The sequence below is a fragment of the Pyruvatibacter mobilis genome, from assembly GCF_012848855.1.
GTDB classification, from domain to species: Bacteria; Pseudomonadota; Alphaproteobacteria; order CGMCC-115125; family CGMCC-115125; genus Pyruvatibacter; species Pyruvatibacter mobilis.
Genome location: NZ_CP051630.1, coordinates 2,242,090 through 2,256,257 on the forward strand (window position 1 = coordinate 2,242,090; position 14,168 = coordinate 2,256,257).

A 14,168-nucleotide genomic window follows, 5' to 3' on the forward strand; every position below is an offset into this window, starting at 1 on the left:
GGCGCGGTCGGGCACGGCCGCTCGGGCCTGCCCCCGCGGCTGTGCCTAGAACAGGCCTTCGAGCAGACCCTGGTTTTCCTTGGGCTCGATGCGCGGGGTTTCGCCTTCGGTCACCGGCTCGCCGAGCGCGTCGTTCTTGCGCAGGCGCTGGGCCTCGGCCTGGGCATCCACCGGATAGGGCTGGGGGCCCCGGTCCTGCCAGAAGATGATGCGGTCGGCGAAGGTCTTGTCGGCATCAATCAGCGACTGGTACTCGCTTTCAATCAGCTTGCGGACTTCCGGGCTGGCGTTGGTGGCCCCGGCATTGGCAAGCAGGGCTGCCTCGCCGGAGGACCCGCCGGGCTGGCCGAGCGCACGGGACGACACATCGCCGCTTTCCCCGTAAAGGGCGGAGGCGGCCAGTTCCTGCGCGCTGCGCGACTGGCGCGGTGACGCGCCGGGCTGCGGCGGACGCAGGGCATAATCCGGGGGAATGGCCAGCGGGGCCTTGGTCACGATGGCAAATTCATCCGGCGGGTTCTTGCCGAGGCCCAGGGCATCGTCCAGCCCGCCACCGCCGCAGCCTGCCAGCAGCAGCGCCCCGGCAGCCAGGCCCGCAAGGGCCTTCAAGCGGGAAATGGTAAACACCGTCTGCGTCATCGCCTGTCCGGTCATGATGCCTTAGGCCTCGCTTCCTCAGTTACGCCCGTCTTTTGCGCCGGGCCCCGCCCGGCACGCCTTGTGCGTCGTTATTGGTCGTTGTCCGTCCCCGGCGACTGGCGCCGGGCGCGTTCTTCCCGGGCCTCGGGTCCGAAGACCGCGTCCCAGATCAGCAATACTACACCAACAACGATGGCCACATCAGCCACGTTGAAAACGTACCAGTAAAAGCCGAAAGCATGAAGGCTGACGAAATCAGCCACCGCGCCATAGACCACCCGGTCATAGGCATTGCCCACCGCCCCGCCGATGACCATGGCGACGCCTGCTGCCAGCAGCCGGTTCTCGATGCGGGCCAGCCAGACCGTCAGCGCAGCCGTTACCACCAACGCAAAGATCACCAGAATGGCGACCGACCAGGTGGAATTGGCGGGCAGCAGGCCGTAGCTGATGCCCGGGTTCCACACCATGGTGAGATCGAAAAACGGCGTGACCGTGATCTTCTGCCGGGCCGGCAGGTCCACCCAATAGAGGATCGCCCATTTGCTGAGCCGGTCAGCGACGGCAATAAGCACGGCCAGCACAAGCCCGTAGCGGAAATGCGCTGCCGGGTCCCTGAGGGATGCCAGGGCGTCGGACGCCTGCCGGGTCAGCCAGTTCATGGGATCGGTATCCTTTGCTCTGCAGCCCTATTCGGCTGCACCGGCACGCGCGCTCACGGCCCCGGCGCAGCGGCCGCAGGTGCCGGGATGGGCGGGCACGGAATTGACGTCGGGCAGGATCTTCCAGCAGCGGGCGCATTTCTCACCCTCGGCGTGGACCGGCACCACCGCGACGCCCGCCACATCATCGAGGCGGAAGGCATCGGCCGGGGCCGTGTCGCCTGCCGGCATGACGGTGAGCTCGGAGGTGATGCAGAGATCATCCAGCGGGACATCACCAAGGGCTGCGCGAATGGCATCGTCTTCCACATAGACATGCGGCGCGCCTTCGAGGCTGGCCCCGATGCGCTTTTCGCGGCGCTCGATCTCAAGCGCGCCGGTGACGACGCGGCGGAACTGGCGCAGGCGCTGCCAGCGGGCGGCGATGTCGTCGTTCTTCCAGTCGGCGGGCACGTCGGGGAAGGTGCGAAGATGCACCGAGCCGTCCTCCTCGGGGAAGCGGCTGAGCCAGGCTTCCTCCATGGTGAAGGACAGGACCGGTGCAAGCCAGGCGGTGAGGCAGGCGAAGACCTGATCCATCACCGTGCGGGCGGCGCGGCGGCGCAGGCTGTCCGGCGCATCGCAATAAAGGGCGTCCTTGCGGATGTCGAAGTAGAACGCCGACAGCTCGGTGACGCAGAAATTGGTCAGCGCGTGGAAGACGCGGGTGAAGTCGTAGGTCTCGTAGCCCTCGCGCACCAGCTGGTCGAGCTCGGCCAGGCGATGCAGTACGAACAGCTCAAGGCCGAGGCCTTCGCTCTCCGGCGCTGCCTTCATGTCCTCAAGGGAGACGCGCTCGCTTTCCTCGAAGCCCGCAAGATTGCCGAGCAGGAAGCGGATCGTGTTGCGCAGCTTGCGGTAACTGTCCGTACACGCCTTGATGATGTTGGGGCCGACAACAAGATCGTTCTGGTAGTCGGAGCTGGCGACCCAGATGCGGAGGATCTCGGCGCCGGACTGCTGGATGATCTTTTCCGGCGACATGGCGTTCTTGCCGGACTTCGACATCTTCTTGCCGGTCTCGTCCAGAATGAAGCCGTGGGTCACCACCTGATCATAAGGCGCGCGTCCACGGGTGCCGCAGCTTTCAAGCAGGGACGACTGGAACCAGCCGCGATGCTGGTCGGAGCCTTCAAGATAGAGTGTTGCGGGCCAGGTCTGGTCCTCGCGGCCTTCCAGCACGAAGGCGTGGGTGGAGCCTGAATCAAACCAGACGTCCAGGATGTCCATCACCTGATCATAGTCATCGGCCTTGTAGTCATTGCCGAGGAAGGACTGAGGGTCGGTGTCGTACCACGCATCGCAGCCGCGCTCGGCCACCGCATCGGTGACGCGCTTGTTGACTTCATCGTCGCGCAGGATCTCGCCGGTTTCCTTATGGACGAAGATGGTCAGCGGCACGCCCCAGGCGCGCTGGCGGGAGACCACCCAGTCAGGCCGGGTTTCCACCATGGAGCGGATGCGGGCCTGGCCGCGGGCCGGGTACCATTTCACCGTGTCGATGGCCGCGAGCGCCTTGTCGCGCAGGCCTTCATGGCTCATGGAGATGAACCATTGCGGGGTATTGCGGAAGATGAGCGGTGCCTTGGAGCGCCATGAATGCGGATAGGAGTGCTGCAGGCGGCCGGATGCCACGAGGTGCCCGGTGGCGCCGAGCGCTTCCATGACCGTCTTGTTGGCGTCGCCGTTCTTGCCGTTGGGCAGCAGTACCTGACGGCCGGCAAACAGCGGCACGTGGTCGTAATAGGTGCCGTCTTCGCCCACCGTGTGCGGCACCTCGATGCCATGCTTCATGCCGAGGATGTAGTCATCCTGGCCGTGGCCGGGGGCGACATGCACGAAGCCCGTGCCCTGTTCGTCGGTGACGAAATCACCCGCCAGTGCCGGCACGTCGAACTCATAGCCCTGTCCGCGCAGCGGATGGGCGCAGACGGTGCCTTCCAGCTCCCTGCCGGAGAAGGTCTGCACGATCTGCGGCTTGTCGAGGCCCGTTTCCTTGAGGAAGGTCTCGAGCAGCGGCTCGGCCACCACATAGGCCTTGCGCTCCATGCCCTGCGGGCCTTCGTGACCTGCTTCGACCAGTACATAGGTCATGTGCTCGGCATAGGCGATGGCGCGGTTGGCGGGGATGGTCCAGGGCGTTGTCGTCCAGATCACCAGATGCGCGCGGCGCTGCTCCATGCTGGGCGACAGGAAGACGTTCTTCGAGCGCTGCACCGGGAATGCGAGATAGATCGTCGGTGAATTGTGGTCGTGATACTCGACCTCGGCTTCGGCCAGGGCCGTCTTTTCAACCGTCGACCACATCACCGGCTTCGAGCCCTGATAGAGCGCGCCCGACATAGCGAACTTCAGGAACTCGGAAACGATGGACGCTTCGGCGTCATTGGACATGGTGGTGTACGGACGTTTCCAGTCCGCCAGCACGCCGAGACGCTGGAACTCCTCGCGCTGCACATCGACCCAGTGGGCAGCGAAGTCGCGGCATTCCTGCCGGAACTCGAGCACCGGCACCTCGTCCTTGTTCTTGCCCGCGTTGCGGTACTTTTCCTCGACCTTCCACTCGATCGGCAGGCCGTGGCAGTCCCAGCCGGGCACGAAGGCGGCGTTCCGGCCCAGGAGCGACTGGGAGCGGCACACCATATCCTTGAGGATCTTGTTGAGCGCGTGGCCCATATGCAGGTTGCCGTTCGCATAGGGCGGGCCGTCGTGATAGCTGAAAACGGGCGCGTCCTTGCGGGCCTCGCGCAGGCGCGCATAGAGGTCCATCTCCGACCAGCGGGCCAGGATTTCCGGCTCACGCTTGGGCAGGCCGGCCTTCATGGGGAAGTCGGTCTGCGGCAGGAACAGGGTCGGACGGTAGTCAGGCGCCTCGGCGCTATCGGTGGTCGTCGTATCGGTAGGGGTGGCCATCAGTTTTATCGGACTCGCATCTGCCCCGCGCCGTCTCGGCCGGCAGGGCAATAATGATTCAGGGAAGAATGAAGGGGGGTCTCACTCCCGGTCCGGCCCCGGCGCCTGACCTGTCTCAGGCTGCCGCGCCCCGAACCGGGCCGCTAATTCGCGTCACGCTGATGGTCCATATCCGCTGCATGGGAAGCTTGTAGCAGGGCCGGTGAGAGGGCGTAAAGCGCTTGGGCACAAGGTTTTTTGCTGATCGCGGCAGCATCCTGCCCGGTCAGGCGGCAGGGTTTGCGAGGATCGAGCGGGCGGTATCAGCGTCCGCTGCAATCTGGGCCTTCAGGGCGTCCAGGCCGTCGAATTTCTGTTCAGCGCGGATGAAGCCCATGAGGGAGACGCGCAGATGGGCGCCATAGATATCGCCTGCGAAGTCGAACAGATTGACCTCCAGCAGCACGTCTTCCTTGTTGAAGGTCGGCCGCTTGCCGAGATTGGCGACCCCCTTGTAGGTGCCCTTGTGGGGGCCGTCCTCGATCTCGACCTCCACCGCGTAGACGCCGAATTTGGGCGGCACCACGCCGTCGAGCTGCACGTTGGCGGTGGGGAAACCGATGGTCCGTCCACGCTTGTCGCCATCCAGCACCCGGCCTTCGATGAACCAGGGGCGGCCGAGCAGGCGGGCTGCGTCTTCCACGCGGCCCTCGCTCAAGGCCTCGCGCACGCGGGTGGAGGAAAAGACTTCGCCGTCTCCCTCGCCCTGAGCTGAAACAACCGTCACGCCGAAGCCCTCCATGTCGCCCATATAGCGCAGGGCCGTAATGTCCCCTGCCCGGCCCTTGCCGAAGCAGAAATCATAACCCACCACCACATGGACCGCACCAAGGCCCTTTACCAGCACGTCAGACACGAATTCCGGCGCGGTGAGGGAGGCCATGTGCTTGTCGAAGGGCAGCGCATAGGTGATATCGACACCGTTTTCCGCCAGCAGCCCCACCTTGGCGCGGAAGGAGGACAGGCGGAAAAACGGGGCATCCGGGGCGAAGTACTGCCGGGGATGGGGTTCGAAAACGAGAACGGCCACGGGCACGCCCATATCAGCTGCCAGAGCCCGGGCCTGGCCGATCACCGCCTGGTGGCCTCGATGCACCCCGTCGAAATTGCCGATGGCGACCACAGCCCCGCGGGCAGCGTCCGGCACGTCTTTATAGTGTCGGATGATCCGCATGATGACGGGCGATGGTCCTTCCAGAATATGCAGGCCGTCCCGGACGGCCATCGGACCGCGGGGAGAGCGGGCCCATAAGGCAGCTCCCCGCCTGGCGCCGGGAGCCCGGGTTCCCCTAAATCTTCAATGGGCTATGCGTCAAGTCCGGCCCCTTTTATGGGGCGTGCAAGGTGGTTTGCCCCAACCGGGCGTCATGTATCACCGGGACAAACTCAACCGCAGATTGGTAATTTGACCTGATCACACCGCTGTTAACGGTTTTTCAAAAGCACAGCCCTACTCTGCCGCCATGTGCAAAGGAATTGCACCCGAAACGAGAACGAGCTGAGGCACTACGATGGCTGTGAACATGTCCATGCCGATCCTGGTGGTCGATGATTACAAGACCATGATCCGTATTATCCGAAACCTGCTGAAACAGCTGGGTTTTTCGGATGTGGATGAAGCTGCAGACGGATCCGAGGCATTCGCCAAGATGAAGGAGCGCAACTACGGGCTCGTCATCTCCGACTGGAACATGGAACCGATGACCGGCTATCAGCTGCTCAAGGAAGTGCGGTCGGACGAGGCATTGAAGCCCACCCCGTTCATCCTGATTACGGCCGAGTCCAAAACCGAGAATGTGATCGCCGCCAAAAAGGCCGGTGTGAACAATTACATCGTGAAGCCGTTCAACGCGGCCACGCTGAAAAGCAAGATCGAAGCGGTTATCGGCGAATTCTAATCGCCCCGCTCAGGTCCAGCTCAAGCGCGAAATGGCGTACCGGGGCGAAAGCTCCCGGTGCGCCAGCGTCGTTTTAAGGGCTGTTTCATCGGGATTATCTGCATCATCGCCGAATTCGGCGGCATGAATGCCGGACGTAATGAACAGGGCATCCATGCCCTGATCCCGGGCCCCGGGGATATCCGTCGGCAGACCGTCCCCCACAAACAGCACCCGCTCCCACTTGCCCGCCTCGCGCCTGACGCCAAGGGTGGCCAGCATTTCGCGGGCCAGACGGTAGATCGGGGCGTGCGGCTTGCCCGCATACAGGGCAGTGCCGCCAAGTTCCTCGTAGAGTTCGGCGAGTGAGCCGGCGCAGGTGATCAGCTTCGGCCCGCGCTCCACCACGAGGTCGGGGTTGGCACAGATCATCGGCATGCCCCTGGGCACCAGCTCTTCAAACAGCTTTCGGTAATCCTCCGCCGTCTCGGTCTCGTCGTCCCACGGGCCGGTGCAGATGATGAAATCCGCCTCAGCCTCAGGGTCGCCTGACCGGACCACATCCATGCCGTCGAACAGGGTGAGGTCACGATCCGGACCCAGATGGAAACAGCGGCGGCCGAAATTGCCTTCCTTCACCATCACGCGGGTGGAATCGCCTGACGTGACGATGGCGTCCCAGGCATCTTCAGGCACGCCGATGCCTGCCAGCTGCGGAGGGATCCCCTCGACCGGCCGGGGCGAGTTGGACACCAGCACCACCGGCCCCCGCGTCTCCCGGAACCGCTTCAGTGCCGCGCAGGCCTTGAGATGCGGCACCTTGCCATTGTGGATCACGCCCCAGACGTCACACAGGATGGCGTCATAGCCGTCGGCGATGTCGCCGAGGCTGGTGATGAGGCTTGTGTCGGGGAGGGTGCGGGATGTGTCTGCCATGGCGGCGGAGGTAGCGGCCGGGCGGGACAGCGTCAAGCGACAGTTTGGCGGTATGAGGCCAGCGGGTGGGTGCCGGTTACTGGACCCGGACCTCGCGCAGTTCGCGCACCGGGTCGGCAAGCGGGTCGGCGGGGGCAGATAGTGCGTCCTCACGCACGGCCCGCGGCTCACCGAACAGGAAGCCCTGGCCGAACTCGATATCCATGTCGAGGACGGCAACGGCGGTGCGCTCGTCCTCGATGCGTTCAGCAACAATATCGATGCCGTTGCGCTCGAACAGGGCCTTGAGGTCTTCGGCCCGTACCAGCGAGCCGGTGCCGCGCATGTCGCCCACCAGCAGATTGGCGGGCACCTTCACATAGCGGAAGCCCATGTCGTAGAGCTCGCTCAGATTCATGTCGAGGCGGCGCACATGGTCCATGGAGAAGCGGAAGCCGAGCGCGTGCAAGGCGTCAAGGCTGGCGCGCTCGATGGGCCCCAGGCCGTCAATGGCCGATTGCGAGAACTCGAAGAACATGGCGCCGGTGAGGTCCGCATTGTGCTCCATGAACTCGACGAATTGCGGGAAGAACTCGGAATCGAGCAGCGAGTGAACGGAGATGTTGCAGAAGACGCCGATGTCGCGGTTGCGCGCCACAAGGCGGCGGACCACCTGCACGCAGCGGAACAGCAGGAGGTTGTCGACCACCGGCATCATGCCGGCGGGTTCTGCCACGCGCATGTAGTCGCCCGGCATGATGATTTCGCCCTCAGGCCCGCGCAGGCGCGACAGGCCTTCATAGAAGCGGGTGCGGCGCTGCGGCAGGGTGACAATAGGCTGGAGATAAAGATCGACCCGGTTCTCCTCCAGCGAATTGCGGATGGTCTCGATCATCTCGCCTTCGGTCACAGGTTCAGCGGCATCGCTGTCGAGCGGCAGGCGGGTCTGGCCGGGTTCAAGCGGGTCCGGACGGTCGCCGGCGCGGCGGGCCTGGTTGCCCCCACGGACGCCGGCCTCAACGCTTTCGGCGAGCCCCTTCACCAGAGTTTCGACGAGGCGCACTTCGCTTGAAATCTGTTCGTTGCGGGCGGCCGTCTGGGTGTCGAGGGCGTCTTCCAGCTCCTCCATGCGGCTGCGCATCTGTTCCATGTCGCGGGTCATGGCGGCGGTGAGGGTGCGCATGCCGCGCAGTTCCGCTTCCGCCGTTGCGCGCTCCTGGATGCGGCCGACAAGGGCATGCACCTGGCCGGCAAACAAAAGCATGACAGCCCCGATAAGTACGGCGGCCTGCACCTCCACCCCGCCGGCACGGTGCAGCGCCAGCGATACCGCCGCGATGAGCAGGGTGTAGGAGGCGAAGATCAGGCCGTTATTGAGCCATGACGGCATCGGCAGGCACTTTCCCAGGACCGGTCGCGCGACCGGCGGCGGAGACGGATGGTCCCCATGGTGAACAGATTCTTGCGGGCAAGTGTCGTCACCAGTCTTTGAGAAAGTGTTAACCAAGCCGGATTCTGAAGGGACACTATACTCCGTCCGCTTGCTGGCTCTCCTCCTCGCGCTTTCGACGAATTTCAGCATAAAACCGGTTACACCTGCGGGAACCGATTTCTTGCCTCAGATCACGGAAATACCCTGTCAAAGCCAACCCGACCATAATTACAAAACCGATTGCTGCGTCAGTGTTGAATTCAAATTCACGGTAGTGAACCCCAACTATCTGTGCGGAGAAGCCTGCCGCGAGGAGCAGTATTCCAAGTTTTGTATCGATACGTTGCAGTATCAGCTCGCGGGCGAAGTACGAGTTTGAGTCGAAGTACGTCCCTGAAAGAGCCTCGATATGCTGATCGGAGGAGAAGCCAATGGCCAATCCAAGGACCAATACCCCGTATATGTCTAAGCACAATCCAACGTCAGTGAATGTCATGTCCCATCTCCCTCGGACACGAGCATATCAGCAATAACAATGCGCCACCGCACGCCCCCAATCGGCCCTGACGGGCTCTGGATCTTCGGCTACGGCTCGCTGATGTGGGAGCCGGGCTTTGCCTATCGGCGGGCCGAGCGGGCGCAGGTGACCGGCTGGCACCGGCGGATGAGCATGATGGGCTCCAAGTCCTATGGCTGGGTCAGCCGCCCGGGGCTGGCAGCGGGCCTGCATCCCGGCGGCGTTGTGGACGGGATTGCGTTCCTGCTGGCGCCGGAGGACTGCCCGGCCACCCTGCCCGTCCTGTCGGCGCGGGAATGGGCCTATCTGGCGGTGATGGCCCCGGCGCGGCTTGCCTCCGGCGAACGGGTGCGGGCCCTCACCTATGTGGCGCATCCGACCAATGGGCGGTTTCATCCGCACCGGCCACGCGGTGATTTTTTGCGGCGGCTCAACCACGGGGTCGGCCGCAAGGGGGCGGCGGCGGACTATCTGCGGCTGTCGGCGGAAGCACTGACGGCCCACGGGGTCTATCTGAGCGACCTGCACGATCTGGTGCCGCTGATCGACCGCGGACGGGCTGCCACCGCAAAGCGCAGGTGACGCTAGGGAATCGACGGCAAAGCGTGATACATGCAGGGCCGTCAGCGACCGCGGGGGCAGTGTAGGCCTCCCCGCGCGCCAGTTCGAGGAGCCCGCCATGAGCACGCCCAAAGCCGCCGGCAAGACCGCCCATGACTTCACCTTCCCCGCCATCACCGGTGGTGAGATCAATCTGGCCGACTACAAGGGCCGGACGCTTCTGGTGGTGAACACGGCGAGCGAATGCGGCTTCACCCCGCAATATGGCGATCTGCAGCGCCTGTGGGAGCGCTACAAGGATCGCGGACTTGTCGTGCTGGGCGTGCCTTCCAATGATTTCGGCGCACAGGAGCCGGGCACGGACGCGGAAATCCATGATTTCTGCACCGCCACCTATCACGTCGATTTTCCGATGACGGCCAAGCAGCGCGTGACCGGCGCGGATGCGCACCCCTTCTATGCCTGGGTGGCATCCGAAGGCGGTGACGCGGCAATCCCGGCGTGGAACTTTCACAAGCTGCTGATCGGCCCGGACGGCACATTCCTGAGGAGCTTCAGCTCCAAGGTGACGCCGATGTCGGATGAGCTGCTGCGTGACCTGCGCCTTGTGGTCGAGGACGCCTAGGCTCCGCCCCGGTGTCCGCGTTTCCATATGCGGCACAGTTTTTAGCGCGGCTTTAACCTGACGCGTGCTTGGCTATCCCGTGACGTGAATTCGCCGGCAACCCGGCGGAGGATGATCGGGGTTCAAGGGTGCGCGACTTTCTGCCTGCCATATCACTTGCGGTTTTCGGACTGGGCGTCCTTGCGGCGCTTACGGTGATGCCTGCTGCCGGGAAACCGGCGGTCCTGGTGTTCGGGTCCGATCTCAGCAGCAATGAACGTTTTGTCCGGACGGCGATGCTGGGAGGCAGGGTCGTGAACCTGCCTGCCGACGGACACCTGATCTACGCCACTTTCGACACCCTGCCCGCTCCGGACGCGTTTCTGCGTCAGGGCGTGGTGGTGATGCTCAATGCGGCCGGCGCGCGTGGCTGCGCCGGGCAGCAAGTCTGACTTGTCTCTTACCTCAGCGGCCGGGCGCTGACCCGGTCCCTCCAAACGGACGTCAAGCACGATGGAACAGATCAAGGAAATCCGGGCGACAGCCAGCAAGGCGCTTATGGCCTTCCTGTGGGTGCAGGTGGGTGTGGCCGCTCTTCTGGGCAGTGTGACCGAGCAGCCGATGCTGGCGCCGGTCCTGATGATGGCGGGCCTTGCCCTCATCAACACGGCCTCCTGGGCAACCGGCCAGGGCAACGCGCAGAACCGGCTGACGACGGGTGTCGCCGTTGCGCTGAGTGTCGCTGTGCTGGTGTACCAGATGGCCGGGCATCCGTGGCAGATCGACCTGCACATGTATTTCTTCGCCAGCCTTGCCATCCTCGTGGCTCTGGCGGATAGCCGGGCGCTGCTGCTGTCGGCAGCCGTGATTGCGGTGCATCACCTGGCGCTCAACTTCCTGCTGCCCATGGCAGTGTTTCCGGACGGTACGGATCTGCTGCGGGTGGTGCTGCATGCGGTGATCGTGGTGCTGGAAACAGCAGCGCTCTACTGGCTCTGCGAACGGCTGGTGGCGGGTTTCACGGCGGCGGAAACCTCGGTTGCCAAGGCCAATGAGGCGCTGGCCCAGGTCGAGAAGCTGACCGAGGAACGCGCCCAGGCTGAAGCCGCACAGCAGGAGGAACGCCGCCGGCAGATGTTGCAGGTGGCAGAAGACCTAGAACGCGAAGTGCGCGGCGTTGTCGAGAGCGTTAACCATGCAGCGGCGCAGGCAAACGCAGCGGCGGCACAGGTGACATCAGCGACGGACGCGGCCACCGGCCGGTGCGAAGCGGTTTCCCACGCATCCGCCGAATCCGCCAGCAGCGTGCAGGTGGTGGCGGCGGCAACCGAAGAGCTTGGGGCCTCCATCGCGCAGATTGCCCAGCGCATCGGTGATTCAAGCCATGCCGCCAAGGCTGCCGTGGGTGAAACCGACACGGCGGTGGAAGCTGCCGGTCGTCTCAACGACGCGACGGACCAGATCGGCAAGGTCATCAGCCTCATCGAGGATATTGCCAGCCAGACCAACCTGCTGGCACTCAACGCCACCATCGAGGCCGCACGCGCCGGTGAGGCCGGCAAGGGCTTTGCCGTGGTGGCCGGCGAGGTGAAGGGGCTTGCAACCCAGACGGCCAAGGCCACCGAGGAGATTGCCCAGACCATTGAAAGCATGCGGGCCAGCGCCAACTCGGTGACCGGTGCCATTGAGGCTATCCGCACACGAATCTCCGACATCGACGAGCGGAGCAGCTCTGTGTCGGTTGCGATCGAGGAACAGACCCAGGCGACGACCGAGATCAGCCGCAACACGGATGCCGCCGCCCAGAGCGCGGGCGCCGTGGACGAGAATATCGGCCAGGTGTTGGAGCAGACGCGGGCATCCTCATCGTCGGCTGCGGAAATCGTCAGCGTCATCGACGAGATGAACAGCCGGACGAGCACGCTTCAGGGCAGCCTTGACGCCCTGCTGGGCCGGCTGCGGGCGGCCTAGGCTGCGCTGCGACCCACGCATGAAAAAACCGCCTGCCGGGAGACCGGCAGGCGGTTTTCTTTTTCTCGGGGCTAAACGTACGCCTTAGGAGGCGGTGTTGCCCTGCTCCACCGACGAGGTGGCGCGCAGCGGGGAAATCTGGATTTCCACGCGGCGGTTGGCGGCGCGGCCGGCCTCGGTGCTGTTGTCGGCAATCGGGCGTTCTTCGCCGAAGCCCTTCACCAGCAGGCGGCGGCCATCAACGCCCTGGCTCACCAGGTACTGGCCGACGGAGCTGGCGCGGCGCAGCGACAGGTCGATGTTGTATTCAGCGGAACCGGTCGAATCCGTGTGGCCCATCACGTCGACGAGGGTCTTGTCGAACTCATCGAGCACGATGGCGACGGAGTTCAGCACCTCATAGAAGTTCGGCCGGATGTCCGACTGGTCGACGCCGAAGGTGATGTTGGACGGCATGTTGAGGATGATGTTGTCGCCCTGACGCGTCACGCTGACGCCGGTGGACTGCAGACGGTCGCGCAACTTGGCTTCCTGGCGGTCCATGTAATAGCCGACACCGGCACCGGCCAGTGCGCCGACGCCTGCGCCGATGAGGACGCGGGTGCGGGTGTCGCCACCACCGATAAGCGCGCCGCCGAGGGCGCCGACAGCGGCACCCACACCGGCACCGATACCTGCCTTGGATGCCTTGCGTTCACCCGTATAGGGGTCGGTCGTGCAGGCGGCGAGCGCAAGAGCGCCGGCCGCGACGAGTGCCACTGACTTTTTCATGAAATGTCCGATCCTTGTGATTTGGCCCCCGCGGGGCACAGGAAAAACCGTGGTGGAAGGGCCTAATCATGAGAGGACGCTGCCATGCAGCTTCCCCAGCCCAGTCCCCTGTCAGCAAGCCTCGGCCCGGGCAGATGAACCCGGGCTGAATGGCCAGCACGAAAGCTGCATCGGGATTGTGGCAACTCTGCTATAAATCGCCCGAACCCGCGAAACAGCCGGTGTGGCCTTTCAAGGCAGCAGCTTATCCGCTTGCCCGTCCGGCCACCAGAAATGCGATCACGCGTTTCACGTTCACCGGCACAACAATACCCGGAGGAATATGTTCCATGACCCTGTTTGACCTGTCCGGAAAGGTGGCGCTGGTCACCGGCTCCACCAAAGGCATCGGCGAAGCCATCGTGAAGCGCATGGCCGAGCATGGCGCCAAGGTGGTGGTGTCGAGCCGCAAGGCGGATGCCTGCGACAAGGTGGCGGCCGAGATCAACGACGCCCATGGTGCCGGTACGGCTGTGGCCATCCCCTGCAACATCTCCCACAAGGAAGAACTCGAAAAGCTGGTCAATGCGACCATGCAGGAGTTCGGGCGCATCGACTCGCTGGTGTGCAATGCGGCTGTGAACCCGTTCTTCGGCTCATCTGCCGACATTCCCGACGAAGCCTTCCAGAAGGTGATGGACGTCAACATCAAGTCCAATCACTGGCTGTGCAATCTGGTGCTGCCGCAAATGCTGGAACGCGGCGACGGGTCGATCACCATCATTTCTTCGATCGGCGGGCTCAAGGGTTCTGCGGTGCTGGGCGCGTACGCCATTTCCAAGGCGGCGGATATGCAGTTGGCGCGCAACCTGGCCGTTGAGTACGGCCCCAAGGGCATCCGCGCCAATGCCATCGCCCCGGGCCTGATCAAGACCTATTTCGCCAAGGCACTGTGGGACAATGACGAGATCCTGAAGGCGTCCACCTCCGGTTCGGCGCTCAAGCGCATCGGCATTCCGGACGAGATCGCGGGCGCTGCCGTGTTCCTTGCGTCTGATGCCGGGGCGTTCATGACCGGTCAAACTATGACCATCGACGGCGGTGCCACCATCACCGGCGGCTGAGCCTCGCACCTGCCAGACAGCTGAAAGAAAAAGGGCCCGGCGGAAAAATCCGCCGGGCCAAGTCCCGGGCCCATGCCCAAGTCGTGGGGGGGAGGGGGATGCCGACCGGCACGGGGGTCATCCGG

The 14,168-nt window shown here is 64.1% G+C and carries 14 protein-coding genes; 6 read left to right on the top strand and 8 right to left on the bottom strand.

Annotated elements, in window-relative coordinates:
- Window positions 1-45: 45 nt before the first annotated feature.
- The 4 genes from HG718_RS10455 to HG718_RS10470 all read right to left on the bottom strand — a co-directional run bounded on the left by HG718_RS10455 (window position 46) and on the right by HG718_RS10470 (window position 5,466).
- The gene (locus HG718_RS10455; RefSeq protein WP_160588393.1) at window positions 46-654 is read right to left on the bottom strand and encodes a DUF3035 domain-containing protein; all 609 of its coding nucleotides are present in this window, start codon (window positions 652-654) and stop codon (window positions 46-48) included.
- Between the two features lie 74 nt (window positions 655-728).
- A complete protein-coding gene (lspA, locus tag HG718_RS10460) occupies window positions 729-1,301 on the bottom strand; it encodes a signal peptidase II (RefSeq protein WP_160588394.1) in 573 nt (190 codons plus the stop codon).
- A gap of 27 nt (window positions 1,302-1,328) precedes the next feature.
- On the bottom strand, window positions 1,329-4,253 hold the full coding sequence (ileS, locus tag HG718_RS10465; RefSeq protein ID WP_160588395.1) for an isoleucine--tRNA ligase: 2,925 nt from the start codon (window positions 4,251-4,253) through the stop codon (window positions 1,329-1,331).
- Window positions 4,254-4,518: 265 nt separating this feature from the next.
- Entirely contained in the window at window positions 4,519-5,466 is a 948-nt protein-coding gene (locus HG718_RS10470) for a bifunctional riboflavin kinase/FAD synthetase (RefSeq protein WP_160588396.1), read from the bottom strand.
- A 337-nt stretch (window positions 5,467-5,803) separates the two neighbouring features.
- Between HG718_RS10470 and HG718_RS10475 the strand changes: the two genes are divergently transcribed.
- Window positions 5,804-6,190 carry a response regulator gene (locus tag HG718_RS10475; RefSeq protein WP_027839201.1) on the top strand — a complete coding sequence of 129 codons (387 nt, stop codon included), beginning with the start codon at window positions 5,804-5,806 and terminating at the stop codon, window positions 6,188-6,190.
- A 9-nt stretch (window positions 6,191-6,199) separates the two neighbouring features.
- Here the strand turns inward: HG718_RS10475 and HG718_RS10480 are convergent, their stop codons facing one another.
- The 3 genes from HG718_RS10480 to HG718_RS10490 all read right to left on the bottom strand — a co-directional run bounded on the left by HG718_RS10480 (window position 6,200) and on the right by HG718_RS10490 (window position 9,012).
- Window positions 6,200-7,105 (bottom strand): TIGR01459 family HAD-type hydrolase, encoded by a 906-nt coding sequence (locus HG718_RS10480; RefSeq protein ID WP_160588397.1) that lies wholly within the window; start codon window positions 7,103-7,105, stop codon window positions 6,200-6,202.
- 76 nt (window positions 7,106-7,181) lie between these two features.
- Window positions 7,182-8,474 (bottom strand): EAL domain-containing protein, encoded by a 1,293-nt coding sequence (locus HG718_RS10485; protein WP_160588398.1) that lies wholly within the window; start codon window positions 8,472-8,474, stop codon window positions 7,182-7,184.
- A gap of 136 nt (window positions 8,475-8,610) precedes the next feature.
- Window positions 8,611-9,012, bottom strand: coding sequence for a hypothetical protein (locus HG718_RS10490; protein ID WP_160588399.1), 402 nt, complete (start codon window positions 9,010-9,012; stop codon window positions 8,611-8,613).
- A gap of 39 nt (window positions 9,013-9,051) precedes the next feature.
- Between HG718_RS10490 and HG718_RS10495 the strand changes: the two genes are divergently transcribed.
- From HG718_RS10495 to HG718_RS10510, 4 genes are all read left to right on the top strand, one after another.
- Complete coding sequence (locus tag HG718_RS10495; protein WP_160588400.1) at window positions 9,052-9,615, top strand: gamma-glutamylcyclotransferase; 564 nt, start codon at window positions 9,052-9,054, stop codon at window positions 9,613-9,615.
- Between the two features lie 97 nt (window positions 9,616-9,712).
- Entirely contained in the window at window positions 9,713-10,219 is a 507-nt protein-coding gene (locus HG718_RS10500) for a glutathione peroxidase (protein ID WP_027839203.1), read from the top strand.
- Window positions 10,220-10,347: 128 nt separating this feature from the next.
- Window positions 10,348-10,650, top strand: a complete 303-nt coding sequence (locus HG718_RS10505) for a hypothetical protein (protein WP_027839204.1) — start codon at window positions 10,348-10,350, stop codon at window positions 10,648-10,650.
- Between the two features lie 61 nt (window positions 10,651-10,711).
- Window positions 10,712-12,169, top strand: coding sequence for a methyl-accepting chemotaxis protein (locus HG718_RS10510; RefSeq protein WP_160588401.1), 1,458 nt, complete (start codon window positions 10,712-10,714; stop codon window positions 12,167-12,169).
- 84 nt (window positions 12,170-12,253) lie between these two features.
- Here HG718_RS10510 and HG718_RS10515 read toward each other — a convergent pair whose 3' ends face one another.
- Window positions 12,254-12,940 (bottom strand): YiaD family glycine zipper/OmpA-like lipoprotein, encoded by a 687-nt coding sequence (locus HG718_RS10515; protein ID WP_160588402.1) that lies wholly within the window; start codon window positions 12,938-12,940, stop codon window positions 12,254-12,256.
- Window positions 12,941-13,269: 329 nt separating this feature from the next.
- On the opposite strand from HG718_RS10515, the gene HG718_RS10520 reads away from it, so the two are divergent.
- Entirely contained in the window at window positions 13,270-14,043 is a 774-nt protein-coding gene (locus HG718_RS10520; RefSeq protein ID WP_027839206.1) for an SDR family NAD(P)-dependent oxidoreductase, read from the top strand.
- Window positions 14,044-14,168 lie beyond the last annotated feature (125 nt).